The 22883-nt window shown below is 59.1% G+C and carries 18 protein-coding genes and 1 tRNA gene; 14 read left to right on the forward strand and 5 right to left on the reverse strand.

Going from position 1 to position 22883, the window contains the following annotated elements; all coding sequences use genetic code 11:
• Positions 1-73: 73 nt before the first annotated feature.
• A tRNA-Leu gene (locus tag ACR0IP_RS11570) sits at positions 74-158 on the reverse strand.
• A gap of 416 nt (positions 159-574) precedes the next feature.
• On the opposite strand from ACR0IP_RS11570, the gene ACR0IP_RS11575 reads away from it, so the two are divergent.
• From ACR0IP_RS11575 to ACR0IP_RS11640, 14 genes are all read left to right on the forward strand, one after another.
• Positions 575-997 carry a hypothetical protein gene (locus ACR0IP_RS11575; protein WP_170661643.1) on the forward strand — a complete coding sequence of 141 codons (423 nt, stop codon included), beginning with the start codon at positions 575-577 and terminating at the stop codon, positions 995-997.
• Between the two features lie 2 nt (positions 998-999).
• Positions 1000-3012, forward strand: a complete 2013-nt coding sequence (locus ACR0IP_RS11580) for a dynamin family protein (protein WP_170375735.1) — start codon at positions 1000-1002, stop codon at positions 3010-3012.
• A gap of 8 nt (positions 3013-3020) precedes the next feature.
• On the forward strand, positions 3021-4751 hold the full coding sequence (locus tag ACR0IP_RS11585) for a dynamin family protein (RefSeq protein ID WP_480525651.1): 1731 nt from the start codon (positions 3021-3023) through the stop codon (positions 4749-4751).
• A 37-nt stretch (positions 4752-4788) separates the two neighbouring features.
• Complete coding sequence (locus ACR0IP_RS11590) at positions 4789-5190, forward strand: hypothetical protein (RefSeq protein WP_480525653.1); 402 nt, start codon at positions 4789-4791, stop codon at positions 5188-5190.
• A 23-nt stretch (positions 5191-5213) separates the two neighbouring features.
• A complete protein-coding gene (locus tag ACR0IP_RS11595) occupies positions 5214-6044 on the forward strand; it encodes a hypothetical protein (RefSeq protein WP_480525655.1) in 831 nt (276 codons plus the stop codon).
• Between the two features lie 68 nt (positions 6045-6112).
• On the forward strand, positions 6113-8155 hold the full coding sequence (locus ACR0IP_RS11600) for a dynamin family protein (RefSeq protein WP_480525657.1): 2043 nt from the start codon (positions 6113-6115) through the stop codon (positions 8153-8155).
• On the forward strand, positions 8152-9435 hold the full coding sequence (locus ACR0IP_RS11605) for a dynamin family protein (protein WP_170690768.1): 1284 nt from the start codon (positions 8152-8154) through the stop codon (positions 9433-9435). Before ACR0IP_RS11600 ends, ACR0IP_RS11605 begins: the two co-directional genes overlap by 4 nt.
• A gap of 340 nt (positions 9436-9775) precedes the next feature.
• Positions 9776-11989, forward strand: a complete 2214-nt coding sequence (locus ACR0IP_RS11610) for a serine/threonine-protein kinase (RefSeq protein WP_480525659.1) — start codon at positions 9776-9778, stop codon at positions 11987-11989.
• A 201-nt stretch (positions 11990-12190) separates the two neighbouring features.
• Entirely contained in the window at positions 12191-13267 is a 1077-nt protein-coding gene (locus tag ACR0IP_RS11615) for an FHA domain-containing protein (protein ID WP_480525661.1), read from the forward strand.
• Between the two features lie 3 nt (positions 13268-13270).
• Positions 13271-14056: a PP2C family protein-serine/threonine phosphatase gene (locus ACR0IP_RS11620; RefSeq protein ID WP_480525662.1), complete on the forward strand. Its 786-nt coding sequence runs from the start codon at positions 13271-13273 to the stop codon at positions 14054-14056.
• Between the two features lie 21 nt (positions 14057-14077).
• Positions 14078-15340 carry a transporter substrate-binding domain-containing protein gene (locus tag ACR0IP_RS11625; protein ID WP_170375717.1) on the forward strand — a complete coding sequence of 421 codons (1263 nt, stop codon included), beginning with the start codon at positions 14078-14080 and terminating at the stop codon, positions 15338-15340.
• A gap of 45 nt (positions 15341-15385) precedes the next feature.
• Positions 15386-16495, forward strand: a complete 1110-nt coding sequence (locus ACR0IP_RS11630) for a peptidoglycan-binding protein LysM (protein ID WP_480525664.1) — start codon at positions 15386-15388, stop codon at positions 16493-16495.
• 40 nt (positions 16496-16535) lie between these two features.
• Entirely contained in the window at positions 16536-17642 is a 1107-nt protein-coding gene (locus ACR0IP_RS11635; protein ID WP_170471522.1) for a LysM peptidoglycan-binding domain-containing protein, read from the forward strand.
• A 146-nt stretch (positions 17643-17788) separates the two neighbouring features.
• Entirely contained in the window at positions 17789-19048 is a 1260-nt protein-coding gene (locus tag ACR0IP_RS11640) for an aminotransferase class V-fold PLP-dependent enzyme (protein ID WP_480525666.1), read from the forward strand.
• Between the two features lie 2 nt (positions 19049-19050).
• Here ACR0IP_RS11640 and ACR0IP_RS11645 read toward each other — a convergent pair whose 3' ends face one another.
• The 4 genes from ACR0IP_RS11645 to ACR0IP_RS11660 are packed head-to-tail and all read right to left on the reverse strand — an operon-like array spanning position 19051 to position 22837.
• Positions 19051-20046, reverse strand: a complete 996-nt coding sequence (locus ACR0IP_RS11645) for an ABC transporter ATP-binding protein (RefSeq protein WP_480525668.1) — start codon at positions 20044-20046, stop codon at positions 19051-19053.
• Between the two features lies 1 nt (position 20047).
• Positions 20048-21076, reverse strand: a complete 1029-nt coding sequence (locus ACR0IP_RS11650; protein WP_480525670.1) for a Gfo/Idh/MocA family protein — start codon at positions 21074-21076, stop codon at positions 20048-20050.
• A complete protein-coding gene (locus ACR0IP_RS11655) occupies positions 21073-21912 on the reverse strand; it encodes a carbohydrate ABC transporter permease (RefSeq protein WP_170375704.1) in 840 nt (279 codons plus the stop codon). Before ACR0IP_RS11655 ends, ACR0IP_RS11650 begins: the two co-directional genes overlap by 4 nt.
• 10 nt (positions 21913-21922) lie before the next feature.
• On the reverse strand, positions 21923-22837 hold the full coding sequence (locus ACR0IP_RS11660; protein ID WP_170459957.1) for a carbohydrate ABC transporter permease: 915 nt from the start codon (positions 22835-22837) through the stop codon (positions 21923-21925).
• Between the last annotated feature and the right edge of the window lie 46 nt (positions 22838-22883).

Consider the following 22883-nt stretch of genomic DNA (forward strand, 5'->3'; position numbering starts at 1 on the left):
GCCTCTGGATTCACAGGGACAGCCAACTGAGCGGACCAGCTAAAACAGTACAATTATCGCCTATGGATATCAGTGGTGCGGGTGGAGGGACTTGAACCCCCACGCCTTGCGGCGCCAGAACCTAAATCTGGTGCGTCTACCAATTTCGCCACACCCGCAACCGGACGCTTATGCGTCGGACTGGAGCGCTGGATAGCAAAGCTTTTCCTCCAGCGCGAGGGGTAAAATCCACCCAATGGCAAGTTTTTGCACTTGAACAAAACGCCATTGCGATTCGCTGGTATTTGCCAAGCGCTGCGGTATAGTCCGCCAACGTTGCCAATTTGCAGACTATGCGGTTTGTCGCGAGATAGATGTTTTTGAAGGACAACCCCGTACACGTAGGGGTTGAGGCATTCTTATGAATCGCGCGCCTTAATGGCGCCACATTTGAAACGCCAAAATATCTTATTCGCGTCAAAATAACACCGCCTTGAACGGGCTTCTTGGTCGCGTAGGAGTTAATGAGTCTTTTCTGCCACTTAGGCGCCCTTACGAGTTTTTTTGCTCAACTCCAGTCTCGAGGTTCTTTGCTGTGACCGATCCGAACAACTCCGCTGCCCACGAGCAGGATGCTGTCATCTTTGCACGTGAGAGTTTTCTGGGTGAACTCAAAACCCTGAACCGTGACTACCCCAATACTGGCTTTGGAATTTCACTGCGCACCCATTCGGGTCAGCACTATCTGCTGGCAAACGCGCGGATGCCGCTGCCCGCCAGCAAGTCTGACGGCTTTCCGACCGGGCGTCGTGTTGCCTGCCTTGAAAACGGCGACCGCTTCAGCTCGATCGAAGTTCTGGCAGATTCCGAAGGCTATGAAACCATTACACCACGGGCCGAGGCCGAGATTCTGGGCAACGCCCTGAACCTAATCGCCCGTATCGACACCCTGACCGGGATCTCGGCTCAAGGCGCGGATCACGCGCACCGGATCGCGGCAACAGGAACCGGAGGCTGAACATGGCGCGCAATGACCACCTTTTGTCTGTGGGCAACGAAGCTCTGATGCCGATGACGTCGGCGATGACGTCGTTGACATCGCAGATCGACCAACTGACAGAGGTGGCGGATGCGCGCTCCTCGGCGCGTCTGGCGACGCTCAAGACGCGGATGGAGAACTTCACCGCGAGCGTGACGATGGTGGGGCAGGTCAAGGCTGGCAAGTCCTCGATCGTTAACATTCTGGCAGGCCGTCCTGCGCTGCTGCCTTCTGACGTCAACCCGTGGACCTCGGTGGTCACGACGCTGAACATCAACACGCGCCCGCCGGGTGATACCAAGTCTAAGTTCACTTTCTTCGAGCAGGAAGAATGGGACAACCTGATGGTGGGCGGCGGTCGTCTGGGTGAGCTGGCCAACCGCGCCGGTGCGGATGACGAAATGGACGATATCCGCCGCCAGATCGGTGAGATGAAAGCCAAATCAGAAGAGCGCCTTGGCAAGCATTTCGACCTGATCCTAGGTCAAAGCCACCAATACGACTATTTCGACGAAGAGCTGATCCAGCGCTATGTCTGTCTGGGTGATGAGGACGATCCGGATATCGATCCCAAAACCGGACGGTTCGCTGACGTGACGAAGTCGGCCGAGCTTTACATGGACATACCGCAATACCCGATTGCGCTGAAGCTCTGCGATACACCCGGTGTGAACGATACCTTCATGGTGCGCGAGCAGATCACGCTGCGTAGCCTGCGCGGGTCCGAGGTTTGTGTTGTCGTGCTGGCTGCAAGCCAGGCGCTGACCACGATGGACATGGCGTTGATGCGGATCATCGCCCAGTTCGAAAATCGCCAGATCGTGCTGTTCGTGAACCGTATCGATGAGCTGGCTGATCCGGTGAACCAAGTGCCCGAGATTCGCGACCGGATTCAGGACACGCTGAAACAGAACAACATCGATGCCAACACAAGTGTTGTTTTCGGCAGCGCCCTCTGGGCCGAGGCGGCCTTGACCGGCAACCCGGATATTCTGACCGAGGAATCGCGCGAGACCCTGAACACTTTCTACCTTGCTGCAGGGTTCGGGGATCAGGCGCCGTCGCTCGACAAGATTTGGGCGCTTTCGGGCCTGCCCGATCTGCTACTGGCAATGAACGAACGCATCGCCGAAGGGGCAGGGGCCAGATTGCTGGACCGCGTGCGCCACCGGGCGCGTAACATTGCCAGCCAGATTCGCGCCACTGCTGTCGCAAAGACCCTGTCCGGAGGTGAGGGCGTCGTCCGCGATCTTGACGGTGCGTCGCCCGAGGATGCGATTGCCGCCGTGTCCGCCGAGTATGACAAAAAGGCCGCTGACCTGACCGCCAAGCTGCGCGACAAGGTGCTGGAGCGCTTGAACTCGGCCGAGACGAGCTTTGTCAAACGGGCTACCGATTCTCTGATTTCGCACCTGGAACAGAATGGTGAACAGGGTACGTGGCAGTATGACCCTGCAGGTCTGCGGACGCTGCAAAAAGCGGCGTATTTCAGTTTTGCCCGTTCGATGCGCAAAGAAGCCGGCGCGCTTTATTCTGCAGCTGCGGCGGATGTCGAGGCGCTCTATCAGAAACTGCTTGGCAATCATCTGGGTGAGTTCAACATCGAAGCCCCGATCGTGCCCCGTGTACCGCCTCCGCTGGGGATTGGCCGCACCATCGCACTGGACCTGCAAAGCACGTGGTGGCGGCGCTGGTGGCAGCGGCGCAAAGGGTTCGAAGCTTATGCATCCGATTACACCCGTCTGATCGCGTCCGAGGCGAACTCGATCACCAAGGATATCGAAGAAAATCAGGTCGCCGCTGTGCTTGAAAACGTGCGGGCCGTCCTGACCGACTTCCTGCGCGAGCAGAAGGAAACCCTGCTGAATATCTCGGCCACGGCCGAGAAGGATGCAGGGCAGAATCCGGCGCTGATGGCGGGTCTGCAATTGCAGAAATCCCGTGACGAGATTCTGGGCAGCATCCTCAAAGACCTAAGCAACGAAGCGGCGTAAGTAGAAAAATGGCAAAAGATATCCAAAACCGTTTCATCACCCCCAAGGCATGGGAGCGTATCGAGCAGTGGTCGCGCCGAAAGCCGGTTTTCGCCCTTATGGGCGAGTTCAGCGCCGGTAAATCGACGCTTATGAATTTTCTGCTGCGAAAGCAGGCCTTGCCGACGCAGGTCACCGCAACCCAACTGCCACCGGTTTGGTTTAGCTATGGCAATCGCTCGGCTTACGTCAAACGCCATGATGGCAGCACCGAAGATATCTCGCTGGATCAGCTTGAGAGTGTGGGTGTCAACGACGCGCAGTTCATTCGGATTTTCCTTGAAGCCGATATTCTTGAGGCAGTGGATCTGATCGACACGCCCGGTATCTCGGACCCCAAAATCTCGACCGATGTTTGGCAGCGCGCTGTTGGACAGGCCAATGGCGTTCTGTGGTGCACCCACGCGACGCAGGCCTGGCGGGAAACTGAACGTGCGACATGGGTCTCTCTGCCCGAACGGTTGCAGAACAATTCGATCCTGCTGATTACGCGCGCCGACGCGCTGGGCCAGAAGGACCGCCAAAAAGTTCTGCGGCGGGTCAACCGCGAAGCGGGGCATCTGTTCAACCGCTCGATCCTGTTTTCTGCCCGCGATGCGATTACCGCGCGCGATAAGACCGGCGACCCCGAGATGTGGGCGCGCAGCGGTGGCGGCAAGATGATCGACTGCTTCTTGGGGATCACCGAGCAGATCATGGACACCCGCGCTGGCCATCTGTCGCGGTACCAAATTGACAAGAGCCAGTCTGACGGCCCGCTGGTGCGCCCGACCCGGCCCAAGCGCAAGGATGAGACCGCTGAGGTCGCGCCGCTGCAGCTGGTGGATCCGGTTCCTTCGGAGTCCCCTGACGTGGCAGATCAGGACAGTGGCGTGGTCACCAATTTCCCAGTGCGCCCGTCCCGCGTCGAACGACGCTCGGACGAGGTCGAGCGGGAACGGATCAATGCGGACGAGGCCGAGCGCTTGCGCGCCGAAATGGTCCAGACACCTGACCCGCAACCCGCCGAAACGGAAGAGGATCAGCTGCGGGCCCAGTTCAGAGAAGAACCCAAAGACCCGCTGGACCTCTCCACTTTCGCTGATAACGAGGCGGATCTGGACGTGTTCGAATTCTCGGGCTCGGAAGACGAAGATGAGAATGTCTTTGCCGAAGAGGAGGATACGCCCAGCCCCGCAAATGATGTGGCTGAGGCCGCGCCTGAGGCTGAGGAATCCGAAGACCTTCTGGTGTCGCTCAACAAGACACTGTCCAAAACACCCGAGGTTGCGCCGACGGAGGACATAGAAGACCAACCCGACTCGGGCGGGATCGAAGTTTCGGTCTCGTCGATCACGGCTTTGATGGCGGAACAGTCGGGCAGCGATGACGATGACTTTGAGCCGGAGCCAGAAACCAACGGTCTGGTTGAAGTGCGGTTGATGCCGCAGCCCGAGCCGGAAGAGGTTGAGGAAGATGCAAACGAGGGGCTGATGGACATCCCCACAGGTGAGCTTCCCAGCGCAGCCGCGATGTGGCGAGAGCTTGCCGCCGCCGGGGATCTGCCGACCGATGCCGAGGGGCTTCAACGCGCGTTCTTGGCCTTCCTGGCTGAGTTCGACCAGATTGCCCTTGAGCATATCGAAACTCAGGCCAAAGAGGCGATCAGGTCCATTCCCAAAGCCGGGGAACACAGGGGGGCAGAATGGCATGTTCTGTAGCCGGCACCGACAAGACACGAAAAAGGTCAGGGGTTAAATGTCTATTCAAGTTGCTCTGACCGCGGCGATGGAGACGATACCCGACTGCGTTGCAGCCGGGTATGTCGACATGGAAACGGGGATGTTGCTGGGCACCAGCGTCAAGAACCCTGATGCCTCGGACGTGCTGGACACGCTGGCTTTGGCCGCGGCAAACCTGTTTCAGGGGCGCGGGGTGGTGGCTTTTGAAACCATGCTGCGTGAAGCAGGAGGGGATACATCTGAAACACCGGGATTTGGGGAAATCGCGGTGTTTTCCGGCGACAGGTTGATCATTTTCCAGCGGACCCGGGAATATCCCGAACATGTGGTCTGCTACATCTGCAGCAACAGCGCGAATGTAGGGTTGGCGCTTACCAAATCACATCTCAGCTTAGAGCCGGTTGCGGCCGCAGTCTGAACGGGACCAGAGGGGGTCACGGTATGATGGATACGAACATACTCGACATGCTCGACAATATCGGGCGGTCCTCGGTTGCACGTTTGTCGCCTGCCGTCCCGGTCGAGGGCGAGACCTCTGTTGCGCGCCGTGCGGGCGTTCTGCGCGCAATTCGCGGCACCGTTCTGCCGCGCCGGTTGGAGTTTACCGCGGCCAACGGAGACGTGCTTGCGATCGAAGTTAGCAATGCCCGCGTGACCGATGTGTTCCGCGTCCGGTCGGGTATGGTGCCGGATTTTGAAACCGAACCACGCGAAGGGCTGATCGGCAAACTTGCGCAGCTGGTGTCGGACATCGCCGACGCGCCCGCGCCGCTGGAATTCGTCTCGCTGAAACCCGATGCCGAGCTTGAGGCCGATGACGTCGGCGTCACGCTTGGCGAAATCGAAACGGCCTGCGCCCGGATCGAACTTCCGGCGGAGCCGATTGTTTCGGTTGTACCGGATGTTGAAGAGCCTGCGCCTCAAGCAACCGATGCCACTTCTGCCGCGCGGGGTTTCTTTGACAGTGCCGAGCGTTTTGCGCAAGCGCGTGGCTTGATCGACGGGGGTGATCCTCAGTTCGAAGGGGACGCCGCACTGCGACCCGATACCGATCTTCTGACGCGTTTCATGGCGGATCTGACCGGATGGAACGATGATAGCCAGTCCGAACTGCAGCAACCTCAGCTGATTGTCATGCGTCCTTCGGGGGGCAAGGGGGCCGCCGTGGCGGTGGTGCAGGATCAAGGTCAGACCGCCATTGCCGTGCATGACGCGCGCAAGCTGGGTGCCGTTGTTGGCCTGTGGACCAAACTTTCCGGGGGTGACTTATGAGCGCCTCCCGATCCTTCAAGTTTTCGATCAATTCAAACCAGTGTTTCTTGTTACCAGGGTAAAAAGTTATGAGTGAAACCAGTCGCCGCGAGCTTATTCGCATCGCCGAAGACATGAACGAGACAAGCAATGACGAAACCCGTCAGTTCATCTCGCGCATTGTCGGAGACCTTTCGGGGTTGAAACCGTCGATTGCCTTTGTAGGGCAGATCAAGGCGGGAAAATCGCGTTTGATCAACGGCTTCACGGGGCAGGCCGAATACCTGCCCTCAGATGTGAACCCATGGACAACGGTGATCACCGATATGCATTTCGGCCATCCTTCGGGCCGGGCTGACGGGGCAGAGTTCCACTTCTTCGACAACCACCAGTGGCAGGCCTTGATCGCCGAGGGTGAAGAGCTGCGCAACATGTTCCCTGATGAAGAGGACAGCTATAAGCGCGAGATGATCGAAGAGCAGGTCGAGGCGATGAAAACCCGCGCCCGTCTGCGTCTGGGCGACAGCTACGAACAGCTGTTGGGTCAGCACCACGATCTGGAAGACCTGAACTCGGACGATCTGGCCCGCTATGTCTGCGCGGGTGATGATCCGAGCGATAGCGAAACCCACGACCCCGGCTCGGATCGGGGACTCTACAGCGATATCACCCGTAAGGCCGAGGTCTATTTTGACATCGGCCATTTCCCGTTTCCGCTGACCGTTACCGACACGCCGGGCGTGAATGACCCGCTGCTGATCCGCGAGGAAATCTCGCGCCAGTACCTAAAGGAATCCGATTTCTTTGTGGTGGTTCTGTCCGCGCATCAGGCCTTGTCACGGGCTGATCTGAAGCTGTTCCGCCTGATGCAAGCGCTGGAACTGGGTCAGATCGTCGTCTTCATCAACCGCGTGGATGAGCTGGGCGGCGGGGCCGAGGATGCCGGCAAGGTGCGCAGTGATGTTCTGGACGGTCTGGAACAAGCGCTGGGGAACTCGGACATTGATGTGCTGATGGGCAGTGCCCAATGGGCGCATTACGCTCTGACCGGGGATGAGACCGGCGTCAATCACGATGACGTTCTGGCCTGGCTGCGCGCCCATCCCGAGCAGATGAAGCAGTATTTGGACGGTGTGGAAGAGATCAAGCAAGGCCCTGGCCCGATTAGCCGTGAGGGCGTGCTGCGCTTTGCTGCCATGATCGCCTCGGGCCTACCGGATCTGCGGCGGCATGTGACACAGGCCTTGGCCGACGGCCCTCGCAGCGAACAGCTGCGGATGGCGTGGCAGCATCTGAACAGTTTCGCGCAAGGCGAATTGGAACGGTCGCAGGCAGAGCTGCGCGCGCTGGAGTCCGAGGACGGCTCCGCTACAGTCGATCTGGACGAAAACAACAAGACGCTTGGTGAACTCAGGGCGCTTGTCGCCGAGAAGACCGAGGTGATGACGCGCGACATGGACGACGTGCTGGCCAATCTGCGCGGCGTCATGGATGACACGGTGGCCGAGGCGGTCTCGGCCGTGGTGCGTGGCCCGGATGGCAATTCGCCTCTGCTGGCCAAAGGTGCTGAGACCGAGCTGAACTTTACCCCTCTGCGCGACCGGATGCGCGAGTTGATTCAAGGGGCCACGCAGGTCGTCCGCCAGCGCATGCTGAGCGAGCTTTACGCGATTGACATGCAGGCCAACGCGGCCCTGCGCGCCTTGCCCGGATGGCAGGACCCCGTCGACAACCGCATGAACACCAGCGCGGTGCGGTGGTTCCGTCCTGACACCACGGCGCTCACTCGCGGTATTACGGTTGAGTTGCGGGTGAACTGGCTGTCGCGCCTGATTTCGCGCAAAAGCGTGGTCACGCGCGCAGAGCGGATGATCGTGCAGGAATTCGAACTGATCGGGGATGATCTGATCGACACGGCTCGTGAAAACATGATGGAGCGGCTGAAAACGGTTCTGGACCACTATGTGGCGCTGTTGGGCGGCTATCTTGAACACCGGACCGGATCGGGTGAAACTAATGCTCAGGCCGAAGCGCAGGATGCGTTCGATCGGGCCCGTCGCATCGCCGATGAACTGGAAACGGTGTTCGGCCCGGTGCGCGCGGATGAAGGACAAGCAAAGGCAGCGGAATGATCGAATTTCCCGGAACCGAACAGGACGTCAGACAGCTTGAGCGCTTTCTGAACGCAACCGAATCCCTGTCAATGGATTCGGCGCTGGAGGATATGCGCGCGAAGGCTCTGGCCCATGCCGAGCGTCTGTCCAACGCGGTCAATATCGGTTTTGCCGGGGAATTCGGGGCGGGTAAGTCCAGCCTCGCCAATATGCTGGCCGGGGCGGACATTCTGCCTACCGGCCCACAGCATCTGAAGCTGCCCCTCGTAATCGTTGCTTATGCGGATGCGCCTGAAACCACCGTCGGCTGGTGGGACAAGGAGCCCAAGACTTACTCGGGGATCGTGCTGGAGAAAGCGGCCGAAGATGAGCCTGATTTCATCTCCGTCGGGTTGAACACGCCCGCGCTGCGCGAGATCTCTCTGTTCGATCTGCCCGGCTCGGGCGCGTTGGATGAGACCTATAAACCAACGCTCGACTTGCTGCGTTTCGTGGACTGCGCCATCTGGTGTACCAACGGCACAAACGCCTGGCGCGAGACCGAACGTCATCTTTGGGCACAGGTCCCGCAGGAATTACGCGACAACAGTCTGCTGGCCGTTACGCATACCGATTTGCCTCACGTCCGAGATGCTCTGGATCGCGTGCTTGCCCGGTTGAACAAGGAAAAAGAAGGCCTTTTCAACGCCGTGGTTCCAATCGGTACGCCTGTCGCTGTGAAAGCTATGGCGCAAGAGCCTGAACCAGATTTTGATCTGTGGGAAAACTGCGGCGGTCAGAATCTGGCCGAGAAGGTGCTTGAGGCGGCTTCCGCTCGTCGGATGCATGACCTGAACGCAGCCCGCAAAGACATTGCCGAGCTGTTCCAGCCGTTTCTGGAAACTCTCGCTGGCCCCGAGCCAGAGCCGGAGACCGAAAGCCCCTCGGTTCAAGCTGCGCTCGGATCGGCCCTGCCACCGTTGAACAACCCGATCCTCGAGGACTGGCTGGCCGCGATTGCCAGCATTTATGAGGACCTGCGTGAATCCTCGGATATCGAACCGGCCGCGTTCCTGCAGAGCTGTCAGGAAATCGTCGAGGACTTTGCCGAACGTCTGGAACAGGGCGGCGAGATCGACCCCGATGCAGATTGGATCCCCGGTGAGTTCGAAAAGGCCACCGACCTTCTGCTGCTACTGCAATTCGAAAGCGGCGACGCACCTCTGCGTGATGCCATCAGTATACTGGCACAGCTGAGCGACAACCTCGCCTGGGCTGGTAGCACTGTGGCGACCGAGCAGTCCAAGACCGGAACCTGACGCTCTCCACCTGGAATTGAGCTGCACTGCGGCGATTCGAGGCCTGTCCAAAACGATTCCCTATTGTTTCGAATTCGTAGACCAACCGCTTGTTTTAGTCGGTTCAGTTTTCGAATAATATATGTGAATTTACCATATCTATGATTGCAAAATGGACCCAACACTATATGTTGATTTAGGGGAAATACGATCCATAGTGAAGCCATGAGGCGGCCCCAATAAAGTCAAATTTGAAACGTCTAACCGGACTTAAGTGTCCTGCGGTTGTTTTTGGTTATGAGTTCGCGGGCTGATTGCCCAGTTTTCTGTACCGCGATTTGAGAAATACGGGCGGATTGAAATGAGCCATAACCAGGCTGTCGGTGCATCGCACGACGAACCAAAAATTGAAGGTCTGCAACCCGGAGCCAAGCTCCTGCGGGGGCAGTATGAAATCCTGAGCTATCTCAGCAATGGTGGCTTCGGAATCACCTATCTGGCCCGTGACAGCCTGGAGCGGGACGTGGTTATCAAAGAATGTTTCCCCGGCGCGCTCTGCCGTCGCGATGGAGACCTGGTCGAAGCCGCTGATCCCTCCTACTCTGAAGACCTGCGCGCGATCGTGGACCTTTTCATCCAGGAAGCGCGCAACCACGCGCGGCTGGTGCATCCCAACATCGTCGATGTGCATCAGGTGTTCGAGGACAACAACACCGCCTATATCGCCATGGACCTGATCCGCGGGTGCGACCTGCTGGACTACATGGAGAAGCCCGATAACGAAAGCGGCCCTGACTTCATCGTGCAGGTGACCGAAAAGATGCTGTCTGCGGTCTCGTTCATCCACCAGAGCGGCATGCTGCACCGGGACATTTCCCCTGACAACATCCTGATCGACGAGAATGGCGATCCGGTTCTGATCGACTTTGGCGCGGCACGCGAGCAGGCGGCGAACAAGTCGGCGGCGCTGTTGACGCTGCGGGTGATCAAGGATGGCTACTCGCCCCATGAATTCTACGTGCGCGGCGCTGAGCAAGGCCCCAGCAGCGACCTCTATGTACTGGCGGCAACGCTATTTCACGCGATCAGCGGTGAGCGTCCGATTGATGGTCAAAGCCGCCTGAACGCGTTCAACAACGGTCAGGAAGACCCCTATACCCCGCTGACCGGACGGTTTGAGGGTTATCCCGAAGGATTCCTGGAAGCGATCGACAAGGCGATGGAGGTTCACGCCACCGACCGTCTTCAATCGGCGCTGGACTGGTTGCGCATGTTCCGCGGGCCGGGGGTGATGTTCGATACATTCGCCTATCGTCCGGTCTCGGTCATCGTCGGCATGGACCGTGAGGACAAAGAGGCCGAGAAAGCTCGGATCAAGGCTGAAAGCGAAAACGCCGAGGCAGTTGTGACCGCTTTGTTGGCAGGCAATTCCGACATTGTCATGGGCAATGAGGACAAGGCCGAAGAGGATCTGTCCAAGCTCTCGCCCCGCGAAGAACCAGCGGTTGCCGTTGATACGGTTGTCAAAAGTGGATCGAGCGGCAATGGCAAGCTATTGGCAGGTGTGGCTGTTGTGGCCATTGCTCTGGCCGCAGGTGGTTATGTGATGATGTCCGGTGATGCGGACAAGGCCGAGACAGCGGCGGCGGTGACCCCTGCGACGGAAGCGGCGGAACCCGCAACCGCAGCGGTGGAATCCGAAACAGCGGCGGTCGAAACGACCCAAACAGAAGAGCCTTCACAGGAACTGGAACAAGTCAGCGCTGCAGTGCAGCCTGTCGAGCAGGAGCCGGTTGAAACTGCGGAGACGGTTGCCACAGAAGCAGCCCCCGCAGAAACGGTGACCGAAGAAGCAACGCCTGAAGAAACCGCAGCTGCGCCCGAAGAAACGGCAGCCGCACCCGAAGAAACGGCAGCCGCGCCCGAAGTGACCGCGCCTGAGGCTGAGGTCCAGGCAGCTCCGGTCAATCTGGCCGAGGCTCAGGTGGCGTTCTCGCATTGGGATGTTGAGGTTCCGTTTGACACGTCCCGCCGTCGCGCCTCGACCGGTAATATGTTCTCGATCACGGGCGTGGATGCCAATCAGGATATGTCGGTGATCGGCGACTGGGTTCAGCGCGGAGCCACCATCTTTACTTTGAACGGCAAACCGGTGCGCGACGATGCCTCGTTTGCGGCACAGGTGCTTGAGAACCTGCAGGTGGATCCCGACGGGTATCTGCGCGTAGCAGCGCGCTACCGTCCTCTGGGTGAGACGCGGGCGCAGAACGGATTGCTGGCACTACCTGCATTCCGCACGATCGGGTTGGAAAACGGCTACGGCTTTAGCGTCAACGGCAATGGAGCCGGTGGCTGGCAGACAGTTGTGACAGAGGTGCCCGAGGGCGCGTCGGGCAGCTTGCAAACAGGGGATGTGCTGGTCAGCGAGGCCGAAACGGGTCTTGCGTTCGAAGGACCGGAAAGCCTCGATGCGGTGCTGGCGCAACTGGTGTCGGGCGAACAGCCTCAGGCGCAGTTTGCGGTATTGCGCAACGGTGCAGATGACAACGCAACCATGCCTCTTGCGCAGGAGTGATCAGACCGGTTCGAACGTAATCTGCCAGCGTGTGTTTGCTGAGGGTGGCCCTCGAAAGACAGCCACCCTGACGGGATCCGGCCCGACGCAGAAAGGTAAAAAGTTTCCTGGTTTCAAGATTGAAGACCGCAGCGAACAGACGCGGTGCGGGTATCGAAACGGCACAGAATTGCGTGCCAACAAGTTGAAGGTGTCGACACCATGTTCAAATACAAAAGCCCTCTCAGCCGGCTTCTAGAAGGTGCCGGCAAAGCGAAAGAAGAAGAACCGACTGAGGCAGCAGCCCCAGCCGAGGAAAAGCCCGAACCGATTGCAGACTTCAACGCGCTGCGCGCGGCGCTGGGCGGCGGCAATCTGGCCTCTGAGGCGTATGAAGAGACCTATGACGAAGAAGATGAGCTGACCGTCGAAGGCGAGATGCCCGAGTTTTCGGATGCTGAGGACGCGGCCGAGGACGCCGAGGAAGAGGCGTCGATCTTCGCAGAAGAGGCTCCTGTGACCGAAGAGGTGGCCGAAGAAGCACCGATTGCCGAGCCGGAAGTTGACGAGCAGATCGTGACCCTCCATCTGTCCGAAGACGAGCGGGTCGAAGCGCCGGTTCAGGATGAGGTCGAAGTGGCAGAGCCCGAAGTGATCGAACCTGTCGCAGTCGAACCCACTCCGGAACCGACCTCCGCTCCGGTCGAGCCTGAGGTCGAAGTTCAGGAGCCGGCGGCGGAAGCCCCCGCACCGCAGCCTGAACCGCAGCCCGAACCCGAGGTGCAGGCCGCAGCGGTTGAGCCGACACCGTCTCCAATGCCAACTCCGGCCCCAGCCGAGGACCGCCGTTCGCGTGTCAAGACCACTTTCCTGGGTTTCGAACGCGCAGATACCCACGTTCAGGACCTGATCGAAACCGCGGAGCCGGTCGCCAAGACCGAAGCCGCGCAAGAGACCTTCCCGGTGGGTTGGCTGGTTGTCACCCAAGGCCCCGGCCGTGGGTCCAGCATCACCCTGACCGAAGGTCTGATGCAGATCGGGCGCAATGATGATCAGGCCATCCAGCTGGATTTCGGCGACACCGGCATCTCGCGCAGCAACCACGCCGTGATTGCTTATGACCCGGAAGATCGCAAATGCTATCTGGGTCACGGCGGCAAGGCCAATCTGGTGCGCCTGAATGGCAAGCCGGTTCTCAGCACCGTGGCGCTGTCCAATGGCGACCTGATCCGCATCAGCGAAACCTCGATCCGTTTCATGGCCTTCTGCGACGAAGGTTTTGATTGGCGGGATTCCTGATAGATGCTCGCGACTCCGGCATATGACGTTGCGCTGATCCTGAACCAGGGTCAGCGGGACACGCAGGAGGATGCCATCGCTGCGCGTATGTTCGACGCGGCGGATGCAGGCTATGTGGTGATTGCCGACGGTATGGGCGGGCATGAGGCTGGTGAAGTCGCCTCAAGCCTTGTGGTCGCCGCCTGGCGCGAGGCGTTGGACGCCGAGCTGGAAAGCGACACCGTGTCAGAACGCGCGGCGATAGATGCGCTGCCTTTGGCGGCCATGCAGGCCAACGCGCTGATTTCGAACCGCAATGAAGAACAGGGCGATGGCTGCAACATGGGGTCCACCTTGCTGGGCACCTTGCTGTTGGGGCAGCGTCTGTTCTGGATTTCGATTGGCGACAGCCCGCTCTACCTGTTTCGGGACGGCGCGCTGATGCAGATCAACGAAGACCACTCGATGGCGCCGATGATCGACGCGCAGGTTGCCGACGGTACGCTGACCGAAGCGCAGGCGCGGGCTCATCCGGACCGCAATCAGCTGACGTCGGTCATCATGGGCGGCGCGATTCCCAAAGTGGATTGCCCGGAAGATCCGTTGGCAATGACGGTCGCAGATATCCTCATCCTCGGCAGTGACGGCCTGCAGACCCTGACCGATGACGAGCTTCAGACAGTTGTGGGCAACCACGCGCAGGCATTGGCGCAAGAAATCGCAGAGGCATTGCAGCAGGCAGTGCTGGAGAAGAACAACCCTGATCAAGACAACCTCTCAATCGCAGTCGTGAAACTTGCGAAACAATAATAAGGCAAAGCAACGGGACCCATGAAAAACACATTGATCATATCGAGCCTGGCCCTGGCGGCGGCTACAGGTGCAGCATCCGCGCAAGAGGCGTGCTCGAACTACGAGATTCAGCGCGGCGACAGTCTGCGAGAGCTGGCGATTCAGGTCTATGCGACGGAAGATTTCCGCATCATTTTTGACGCCAACCGCGATGTGATTGGATCCAATCCGAACATCATTCGGGTCGGTGACGTGCTGGCAATGCCCTGTCTTGAAGATATCGGTCGTACTCCGGTTCTGGCTGATACCGAGGCTGAGCGTCTGGCCGCCGAAATGGCTGCCGAGCTGGTCAAAGCTGCCGAAGAGCGTGCAGAACAGGCGATCGCCGAGGCCGAAGCCCGAGTGGCTGCCGCCGAAGCTGAGGCCAAGCAGGTCAGTGAACAGGCCGTGGTTGAAGCAAAGGCCGCCGCGCGTGAGGAAATCGAGGCCGCACGCGCCGAAGGCGCCGCCCTGATCCGCGACGCCGGTACGGGCGAACGCCCTGAGGTGCGCGACCGTCAGGTGCTATTGATCACCGGCGGCGACTATCAACCCTTCACCGACGAAGCACTGCCGCACCGTGGCCTCTATACGCATCTGGTGGAAACCGCGATGCTGCGCGCCGCGCCCGAGCAGGCCTACAAGATTCAGTTCGTCAACGACTGGAATTCGCATCTGGATCTGCTGATGCCGACACTTGCGTTCGATGGCACGTTCCCCTGGTCGCGTCCGAATTGCGAAGAACCTGCGGCGCTGTCCGAAAACGACCGCAACCGCTGTGAGACCTACAACTTCTCGAACCCGTTCTACGAAGTGGTCGACACGTTCTTCGCCCGCGAAGGCACAAGCTATGTCGAAGCGCTCAGCTACGCTGATTTCGCCGGAACGACGATTTGCCGCCCCGAAGGTTGGTCGCTGTCACATATGGATGCGGTCAGCCTGTACGAGCCGATCATCACCTTGCTGCGCCCGGAATCGCCGGACGAGTGCTTTGAAGCAGTGATGACGGGCGAGGCCGACATTGTCGCAATCGAAGCGCACCTGGCCGACGGAGCCATTGGTCGCCTTGGCTACGAACACCGCATCGTCGAGAACCCGAATTTGGCGGCGATCAAGTCGCTGAATGTCATGACGCACAAGGACAACCCGGACGGAGAAGCGATTCTGGAAACGCTCAACAAGGGTCTGGCGATCATGCAGCAATCCGGCGAATGGCGAGACATCGTCTCATCCGCTCTTCGCTATCAAATGGAAAACGGCTGAGAAAACTGAAAAGCCATCTCAAATTTTATCTGGAGAAAACATCGAATGCCCAACTTCACGCTCCATAATGTTGCGTTGACAACCGCTGCCCTATTGACGGTCAGTGCCGGAGCCGCTGCCGCCCAACAAGCCTGTACGAATTATACCGTGGAGGACGGCGATACCATGGCGTCCATCGCGCTGACCGCGTATGGCACGTCCAACTACCAGCCCATCTTCAACGCGAACCGCGATGCGATCAGCAACCCTAACGCGCTGGATCCTGGGCTGTCTCTGGTCCTGCCTTGTGAGGACGGAAACCTGCCAAACGGTCAGAGCGCAAGCGACATCATCGCGGCGCAGCAGGAGCGTTTTGCAAACTCTGCGCAGAGCAGTGCGTTCAAACGGCCGATCAAACTGGTGACCGGCAATGGCTGGGCTCCGTTCGCGGATGAAACCCTGAACGGTGGCGGGTTCATCACCCGTCTGGGCACCACAACGCTGCAGCGTGGTGGCAATAACGAGCAATTCTCGATCAGCTTCGTGGACGATTGGAACTCGCATATCGAAACCCTGCTGCCGCTGGGTGCCTTTGACGTATCGATGGCCTGGAACATCCCCGACTGCACCAACCGCAGCTATGAATGGTCATGGGAGACCGAGGTTCGCTGCACGCAGTTCCACGCCTCGGCCCCGGTCTATGACATCGTGTTCGGTTTCTACAGCGTGCCCGAGGGCAAATACGCCGGAGCCACCAGCTTTGATGATCTGCACGGCGCCACGATCTGCCGTATGGAAGGCTGGCCTCTGCACGATCTGGAACAAGAAGGTTTGCTGCGCGACGACACCATGACCGTTGTGCAGCCTGCCACCGCACGGGAATGCCTGGATGCGGTCATCACTGGAACAGCTGACATCGCCACGTTCGAATTGCAGCTGTTCGCAGACGCCATGAGCGAAATGGGCCTGAATGCCAACGACCTGATCGAGAACCCCTATGTCTCGACGCTGTCGTCCCTTCGCTTCATCACTCACCGGTCCAATCCTCAGGGTCAAAGATACCTTGCCCTGATGAACAAGGGCCTGAACGAAATGCGTGAAACCGGGGAATGGTACGCCATCATCTCGGATAGCCTGAATGAGCATAACGAAAGACTGCTAGACGCAATCAACTGAAACCTCATCTCCACATTCCAACTTATGGGAGGAATAAAAAATGCTAAGAGAAAAACTCAATACCAAAGTGATGACGGCAACCGCCGTCCTCACACTCTCCGCAGGTGCTGCAGCAGCGCAGGAAGCCTGTTCAAACTACACCGTGCAGGACGGCGACACGATGGCAACCATCGCGATCGCAGCCTATGGCACATCGAACTATCAGCCGATCTTCAACGCGAACCGCAACGAGATCACCAACCCCAATTCGCTAGAGCCCGGTCTTGTCCTGGCTCTGCCGTGTGAGGATGGCAGCCTGCCTAACGGTCAGTCGGCGCAGGAAATCATCGCAGCGGAAGAACAGCGTGCGGCCAGCGTGAAACGGTCGAACGTCTATGCACCGCCGATCAAATTGGTTGCTGGCAACGGCTGGGAACCGTTCACGACAGAATCCCTGAGCGGTGGCGGTATCATGACCCGTCTGGCAACAACCAGCCTGCAGCGCGCTGGCAATAGCCGCGACTTCTCGGTCAGCTTCGTGGATGACTGGTCTTCGCACTTGGACACTCTCCTGCCGCTGGGCGCATTCGACATCTCGATTGCCTGGACGCTGCCCGATTGTACAAACCGCTCTTACGAGTGGTCTGAGGCAACCGAAGCCCGCTGCACGCAGTTCGTGGCGTCTGTTCCGATCTACGACGTTGTTGGTGGCTTCTTCACGCTGCCCGAAAGTGAATACGCCGCCGCAACAGAGTTTTCGGATCTCGAAGGCGCAACCCTTTGCCGTATGGCGGGTTGGAGCATGGTTGTTCTGGAAGAAGTTGGCCTGAATGGCAAAAACCTGAACCTGATTCATCCCAACTCAGCGCGTGAATGCCTGGACGCTGTTCTCACCGGCACGGCAGACGTTGCTGCATTCGAGGTTGAGCTGTTTGCTTCGACAATGAATGACATGGGTTTGACATCGGACGATATCGTCGAGAACCCCTATGTTTCGACTCTCTCGTCGATGAGCTTCATGGCCCACCGTTCGAACCCGTTTGCCCGCGAATACATCGCGATGATGAACAAAGGTCTGAACGAGATGCGCCAGTCCGGCGAGTGGTACGCCATCATCTCGGACACGCTGCGCGAGCAGAACGAAAAGCTGAACGCCGGTTCGAACTGATCCCTCGGTTCAACTGACGCAGAAGGGCCGGTTGTTTCAACCGGCCCTTTTTCTTGTCATGGGGACAAAACCGGTGTTTGAATTCGATCTGTTCGGCCGGCCTGTGCAAGCTGTCCGAACGCTCTGACTTTCCACAGGACGGACCCATGATCCAAGACAACCCCGCGCTTATTGATGCCATTCGCGACAGGTTCGCCCATGTCGACACTTGCCCGTTTCAGGGTGAACGCATTTTCTTTGAGAATGCAGGCGGCGCCCTGACGTTGAAATCGGTGGCTGAGACCTCGGCTTTTTATGCGGCGATCCCGGACAATCCGGGCCGTATCAACCCTGCGGGGCAGGGCACGCAGAATGTGATCAACCAGGCCAAGCAGGATCTGGGCGTGTTCATGAACGCCTCAGGCGGTCAGTTCTTTGCAGGCGAAAGCGGCACCGAGCTGTTGTTCCGCATGATCCGCACCGCCTGTCTGGCCGCACCCAAAGGGGCCAAAGTGATCGGGTCCTCCATTGAGCACCCGGCCACCCGCAGCGCCGCACGCCGCTGGGCCGAGATTGCCGGGCTGGAATATGTGAACGTGCCGCATAACAACGAAACCGGTTTGGTCACGGCTGAGGACTACACCGCACTGATGACCCCGGATGTGGCGGTGGCGACGATCCTGCATGCCTCACCTGTGACAGGCATGGGCATGGATGTGGCCGCGATCTCGGCCGCGATCCGGGCGGTTGCGCCGGATTGCATGATCATCGTCGACGGCATCCAGCACGCGGCCCACGGGCAGCTCGATCTGGATGCGTACAACGTCGACGGCTATGCGATCTCACCTTACAAAGTGTTCTCGCGACATGGATACGGGATTGCATGGATCTCTGACCGGCTGACCCGTACGCCCCACGACATGCTGATCGACGCCCCCGCAACAGGGTGGGAGTTCGGCACCCGCGATACCGGTTCCTACGCGACGGTGTCGGATGTGGTGTCCTATTTCGACTGGCTGGGTGGGGAAGTATCGAACGAGACCGACCCGCGCGCGCGGATCGAGGCTGCGGGCCGTGCCATTCACGCCTACGAGACCCACCTGACCGATACAGCAATCAACGGCACCGGCAACCTGCCGGGTCTGCGCGATATGGATCACGTCACCATTCTTGCCGGGGCCGACAACCCAGCGCGAGAGGGGCTGGTGTCGATTGTGGTCAAAGGCAAGGCATCTGAAGATGTGGTCGAGACGCTGAACCAGCAGGGCATTCGAACCCATACGCGCAAGGCCGACCATTACTCGGGCAATGTGCTGGGGCCGTTGGGGCTATCGGACTGCATCCGCATTTCCTTCTGTCACTACAACACAGAACAGGAAATCGCCCGCCTCTTGGCCGCCGTCAAAGAGCTAGGGGAAGACGCGTAGCGCTACAGTCTCTGCCCGTCCTCGCCAAAAGCGAGGACGTTGGCCTGATCGAAGGCGATTCCTGTCTGCGCGCCCGGCTCAACCCTGTGTTGGCCGAAGGCGCGGATGGTGAAGGGTTTTCCGGTTCCGATATCGACCATGATATTCGTATCCGCACCCAGGTTTTCCACATGCACCACGGTGCCGGATAGGGCCCCGGTTTCAGAATGGGTGGCGTATTCCGGGCGGATGCCGAAATAGGTGCCCTTCGGGCCGCCGATCATATCTGCCGGGACAAAGTTCATAGCGGGGGAGCCGATGAACTCGGCCACAAAACGGTTGGCGGGGTTGTTGTAGAGGTCCATCGGGCTGCCGATCTGCTCCACGCGCCCGTCGCGCAGAACCACGATTTTATCGGCGAGAGTCATCGCCTCGGTCTGATCATGGGTCACGTAGATCATGCTGGCGTCAATCTGACGGTGCAGATTGGCGATCTCGACCCGTGTATTCAGGCGTAGGGCTGCGTCCAGATTGGACAGCGGTTCGTCAAACAGGAACAGTTTCGGGTTACGTACAATCGCGCGCCCGATGGCGACGCGTTGCCGCTGGCCGCCTGACAGTTCGGCAGGACGGCGCTCCAGGTAATCCTCAAGCGACAGCATCCGGCTGGCCTCGGAAATGCGGCGCGAGATTTCATCCTTCAGGTGCCCGGCCTGTTTCAGCCCAAGCGCCATATTTCCACGCACCGTGAGATGCGGGTAGAGCGCGTAGGACTGGAACACCATCGCAAGCCCGCGTTTCGCCGGGGGCACTGTGTTGACCTGTTCGCCGTCGATTTCAACCGTGCCCGAGGTCGCATCCTCCAACCCCGCAATCACCCGCAGCAAGGTCGATTTCCCGCAGCCCGAGGGGCCGACAAAGACCACGAATTCGTTTTCCTCGACCGTCAGGTCGATGTTCTTCAACACCTCAACTGGCCCGAAGGATTTACACACTTTGCTCAGCTTCAGGGCGGTCACGTCACGCCTCCTTCAGGTCAACCGGTTGCCCGGTTCGAATGCTTTCATCAGCCGCCAAGCAGATCCGCAGGGATTGCACCGCGTCGCTCATGTGGCGGGTCAGGTCGATATTCTCGGCGATGGCGCGCAGCATGTAGGCTTGCTCTGCATCGCACAGCTCCTGATGGCCCGGTTCGCCGTCCATTTCGATCAGAGTGTCCCCATCCGGGCGATGCACCAGAATGCCGCCCACTTTGGTGTGCCCGTCCACATCGTCCGAAGCGCCTTTGTTGCCCTCGGTGATCGAAACGGCGCCATTGGGCGAGATGATGTCTTTCACGAAGAACGCGGTTTCGGACATCATCGGGCCCCATCCGGCCTCGTACCAGCCGACTGAGCCGTCCTCGAACACCACCTGGAACTGGCCGTAATTATACATATCCGCGGCGATCTCGTCTGACAGGCGCAGGCCCATCCCATTGACCCGAACGGGCAGGGCGTCGGTGATCTGGCACATCACATCCACATAATGCACGCCACAATCGACGATGGGCGAGGTGGTCTGCATCAGCGCCTTATGCGTCTCCCATGTCGGGCCGGTGGATTGCTGGTTCAGGTTCAGGCGGAACACATAGGGGCCGCCCAGATCGCGCGCCTCAGAGATCAAACGCATCCACGAGGGGTGGTGGCGCAGGATATAGCCGATCACCAGTTTGCGCCCCGTCTCATCAGCTTTGGCGACAACGCGGCGCGCATCCTCGACGGTGGTGGCCAGAGGTTTCTCGACAAACACATGTGCGCCTGCTTCCATCGCGGCACGGGCATAGTCAGCGTGGCTGTCGGAATAGGTCGCAAGGACCACAAGATCTGGCGCGGTTTCGGCCAAAGCAGTGTGGAAATCCGAGAAGGCGGGATAGCCCTGCAACTCCGACTGATCGACCTGGCCCGAGCGATTGACCAACCCAACAATCTGCGCGTTGGCATGATGGTGATGCGCCAGCGCGTGGCTGAGGCCCATATTGCCCAGACCTGCGATAAGGACTCGGATCATTTGACCGCCCCCGAGGTGATGCCGCGGATCAATTGCCGCGAGAAGATGACATAGAGAACCATGACCGGCAGGATCGCCATGCTGAGCGCGGACAGAACCGCGTTCCAGTCGGTGACGAATTGCCCGATGAATACCTGACTGCCCAGCGTGAGCGTCTTGGTTTCCTCGGCCGGGGCCAGGATCAGTGGGAACCACAGATCGTTCCAGATCGGGATCATGTTGAACACCGCCACCGTCGCCATCGCTGGGCGCACAAGCGGCAGAACCAGACGGAAGAAGATTGTGTATTCGCTGAGGCCATCAATGCGGCCCGCGTTTTTCAGATCGTCGCTGACCTGCCGCATGAACTCGGACAGGATAAAGACGGCCAGAGGCAGACCCTGCGCGGTGTAGACAAGGATCAGGGCCATCAGCGTATTCACCAGCCCGGTTGCGACCATCATCTCTAGGATGGCGACCGTGCCGATGCGGATCGGGATCATGATGCCCAAGGCCAGATAGAGGCCCATCAGGGTATTGCCGCGAAAGCGGTACTCGCTAAGGGCAAAGGCGGCCATTGCGCCGAACAGCAGGATGAAGAACAGCGACACCACCGTGACGATCATCGAGTTCTGGAAGTAGAGGAAGAAATCCCCCTGTTTCATCACTGTCTGATAGCCGATCATCGAGAATGTCTCGGCATCCGGCAGGGCTAGCGGCTCACGGAAGATCGCTTTGCGGGACTTGAAGCTGTTAATCACGATCACAAAGACCGGGAACAGCGCGATCAGGGTGTACAGGATCAGCGCGCCATGCATGGCGGCGATATTGAACGGGTTTCTGCGGGCTTTGTTCATCTTGCTACCCTCAGAACTGATACCGGCGGATGCGGGTCTGGATCAGGAACAGGTAGACGCAGACGCCCGTCAGGATGATCGCAAACATACCCGTCGCAATGGCCGAGCCCATATGCGGATCGCCAAGCTGTAACTGGAACCCGAAGAAGGTGCGGTACATGAAGGTGCCCAGAATGTCGGTCGAGAAATCGGGACCTGCCAGAGCTCCTTGGGCGGCATAGATCAGGTCAAACGCGTTGAAATTCCCCACGAAGGTCAGGATCGAGATGATGCCGATCGACGGCAGGATCAGCGGCAGTTTGATCTTCCAGAAGGCGGCCATACCGGTGATGCCTTCGACCTCGGCGGCCTCAAGGATTTCTTCTGGGATTGAAAGCAGGGCGGCATAGATCAGCATCATCGGGATACCGACAAACTGCCAGACTGACACGAGCGCCAGGGTGGTCAGGGCATACTCCTCTTTCCCTAACCACGGAGCATAGAGGGATTTCAAGCCAACAGCGGCCAGCATGTCCGGCGCAATGCCCCAGATCGGCGACAGGATCAGTTTCCAGGCAAAGCCAACGATCACGAAAGACAGGATTGTCGGAATGAAGATGGCCGAGCGGTAGAAAGCGGCAAACCTCAGCCGCGGGTGGCTGAGCATGGCGGCCAGAGCGATGCCGATCGGGTTCTGCACCAGCATGTGAATGAAGAAAAACCAGAAGTTGTTACCTAATGCATTCCAGAACGCATCCGACCATAAGGGATCGCCGAACAGGGTACGGAAATTGTCCAGCCCGACAAAGACGCGGGATTGATCGACCTCGGTATAAAGCGCCAGCCGCAGCGTGTTGAAAAGCGGCAGGATCATCACGGCAGTGTAAACCAGCACGGCGGGCGCAAGGAACACCACTATGTGCCATTTGATCCGGCTGTTGCCCATCTTATGCCTCGACTGTTCTGGGTGGGTCCGGCCCGAAGGCCGGACC

This window comes from Ruegeria sp. AL11, assembly GCF_056540865.1.

Excerpts from the sequence above, each read along its gene's own strand:
- ACR0IP_RS11580 (WP_170375735.1), top strand. The coding sequence starts at position 1,000 with ATGGCGCGCAATGACCACCTTTTGTCTGTGGGCAACGAAGCTCTGATG.
- ACR0IP_RS11585 (WP_480525651.1), top strand. The coding sequence starts at position 3,021 with ATGGCAAAAGATATCCAAAACCGTTTCATCACCCCCAAGGCATGGGAG.
- ACR0IP_RS11590 (WP_480525653.1), top strand. The coding sequence starts at position 4,789 with ATGTCTATTCAAGTTGCTCTGACCGCGGCGATGGAGACGATACCCGAC.
- ACR0IP_RS11595 (WP_480525655.1), top strand. The coding sequence starts at position 5,214 with ATGATGGATACGAACATACTCGACATGCTCGACAATATCGGGCGGTCC.
- ACR0IP_RS11600 (WP_480525657.1), top strand. The coding sequence starts at position 6,113 with ATGAGTGAAACCAGTCGCCGCGAGCTTATTCGCATCGCCGAAGACATG.
- ACR0IP_RS11605 (WP_170690768.1), top strand. The coding sequence starts at position 8,152 with ATGATCGAATTTCCCGGAACCGAACAGGACGTCAGACAGCTTGAGCGC.
- ACR0IP_RS11610 (WP_480525659.1), top strand. The coding sequence starts at position 9,776 with ATGAGCCATAACCAGGCTGTCGGTGCATCGCACGACGAACCAAAAATT.
- ACR0IP_RS11615 (WP_480525661.1), top strand. The coding sequence starts at position 12,191 with ATGTTCAAATACAAAAGCCCTCTCAGCCGGCTTCTAGAAGGTGCCGGC.
- ACR0IP_RS11620 (WP_480525662.1), top strand. The coding sequence starts at position 13,271 with ATGCTCGCGACTCCGGCATATGACGTTGCGCTGATCCTGAACCAGGGT.
- ACR0IP_RS11625 (WP_170375717.1), top strand. The coding sequence starts at position 14,078 with ATGAAAAACACATTGATCATATCGAGCCTGGCCCTGGCGGCGGCTACA.
- ACR0IP_RS11630 (WP_480525664.1), top strand. The coding sequence starts at position 15,386 with ATGCCCAACTTCACGCTCCATAATGTTGCGTTGACAACCGCTGCCCTA.
- ACR0IP_RS11635 (WP_170471522.1), top strand. The coding sequence starts at position 16,536 with ATGCTAAGAGAAAAACTCAATACCAAAGTGATGACGGCAACCGCCGTC.
- ACR0IP_RS11640 (WP_480525666.1), top strand. The coding sequence starts at position 17,789 with ATGATCCAAGACAACCCCGCGCTTATTGATGCCATTCGCGACAGGTTC.
- ACR0IP_RS11650 (WP_480525670.1), bottom strand. The coding sequence starts at position 21,076 with ATGATCCGAGTCCTTATCGCAGGTCTGGGCAATATGGGCCTCAGCCAC.
- ACR0IP_RS11655 (WP_170375704.1), bottom strand. The coding sequence starts at position 21,912 with ATGAACAAAGCCCGCAGAAACCCGTTCAATATCGCCGCCATGCATGGC.
- ACR0IP_RS11660 (WP_170459957.1), bottom strand. The coding sequence starts at position 22,837 with ATGGGCAACAGCCGGATCAAATGGCACATAGTGGTGTTCCTTGCGCCC.